Genomic DNA, 568 nt, shown 5'->3' on the forward strand with positions numbered 1-568 from the left:
GCGGCCTTCGGGACAGAGGAGACAGGTGGTGCATGGTTGTCGTCAGCTCGTGTCGTGAGATGTTGGGTTAAGTCCCGCAACGAGCGCAACCCTTAACTTTAGTTGCCAGCAAGTAATGTTGGGCACTCTAGAGTGACTGCCGGTGACAAACCGGAGGAAGGTGGGGATGACGTCAAATCATCATGCCCCTTATGACCTGGGCTACACACGTACTACAATGGCCGGTACAACGGGAAGCGAAGCCGCGAGGTGAAGCCAATCCCATCAAAGCCGGTCTCAGTTCGGATTGCAGGCTGCAACTCGCCTGCATGAAGTCGGAATTGCTAGTAATCGCGGATCAGCATGCCGCGGTGAATACGTTCCCGGGTCTTGTACACACCGCCCGTCACACCACGAGAGTTTACAACACCCGAAGTCGGTGGGGTAACCCGCAAGGGAGCCAGCCGCCGAAGGTGGGGTAGATGATTGGGGTGAAGTCGTAACAAGGTAGCCGTATCGGAAGGTGCGGCTGGATCACCTCCTTTCTATGGAGAATCGTCTTCTGCAATGAAGACATTCAAATCGGAAG

Annotated in this window: 1 rRNA gene; it reads left to right on the forward strand. The window is 55.3% G+C overall.

What is annotated here, in order from left to right:
* A 16S ribosomal RNA gene (locus tag CA600_RS30620) occupies window positions 1-524 on the forward strand; the annotation flags it as partial.
* Window positions 525-568: the final 44 nt, after the last annotated feature.

Source organism: Paenibacillus sp. VTT E-133280 (genome assembly GCF_002264385.1).
GTDB lineage: Bacteria > Bacillota > Bacilli > Paenibacillales > Paenibacillaceae > Paenibacillus_AQ > Paenibacillus_AQ nitricinens.